Here is a 629-nt window from a genome sequence, read left to right as displayed (position 1 = left end):
GGGTAAACAGACGTGTCTGAGAAAGGAGCTGGAAATGCTGAATGAGAGAAAGGATGGCGGGGTTGCGCTGGGGGCGCTGGAAGGAGCGCGTAGCGCGACGGCAAGCGCGCCCAGCGCGGCGGCCGAGGTCAAGCGCTGGTCGGCGGGGCGGAAGAAGCAGGTTGTGCTGCGCCTGCTGCGCGGCGAATCGGTCGACGCCTTGTCACGGGAGCTGGCCGTGCCGATATACCGGTTGGAGGAATGGCGCGACCGAGCGCTGGCCGGCATGGATGTCGGCCTCAAGGAACGCGAGAACGATCCGCTCGAGAAACAACTCGATGCCGCCAAGGCCCGCATCGGCGAGCTGGTGATGGAAGTCGAGATCCTGCGCAAGGAAAGAGAGGCGCGCCGCCCTTTGGTCGGCAGGAGGTCGTCGCGATGAGCCAGGCGACCTCGCCGGGCACCGGCAAACCCTACGGCCTTGCCCGAGTCTGCCGGGTGCTGGAGTTCCCCCGCTCGACCATTTACGCCCAGCAGGCCAGGGAGAGCGCCAAGGTGGTGCCCTTGCAGCCGAAGCGACGCGGACCGAAGCCCAAGGTGTCGGATGCCGATCTGCTCGCGGCGATCCGCGCCGATCTGCAAGCCTCGCC

General features: G+C 67.1%; 1 protein-coding gene and 1 pseudogene. Both read left to right on the top strand.

The window, feature by feature from the left end:
• On the top strand, window positions 1-421 hold a 421-nt coding region (locus tag Tchar_RS13645), incomplete at its 5' end, for a hypothetical protein (RefSeq protein WP_408033637.1).
• Window positions 418-629 (top strand): annotated as a pseudogene (locus Tchar_RS13640) (IS3-like element ISMtsp5 family transposase); the annotation flags it as partial. The gene Tchar_RS13645 and the pseudogene Tchar_RS13640, both read left to right, overlap by 4 nt.

The organism is Tepidimonas charontis (genome assembly GCF_007556685.1).
Classification (GTDB): domain Bacteria; phylum Pseudomonadota; class Gammaproteobacteria; order Burkholderiales; family Burkholderiaceae_C; genus Tepidimonas; species Tepidimonas charontis.
The sequence above is the reverse complement of the archived record's forward strand: the minus strand, read 5'-3'. Positions and strand labels throughout refer to the sequence as shown.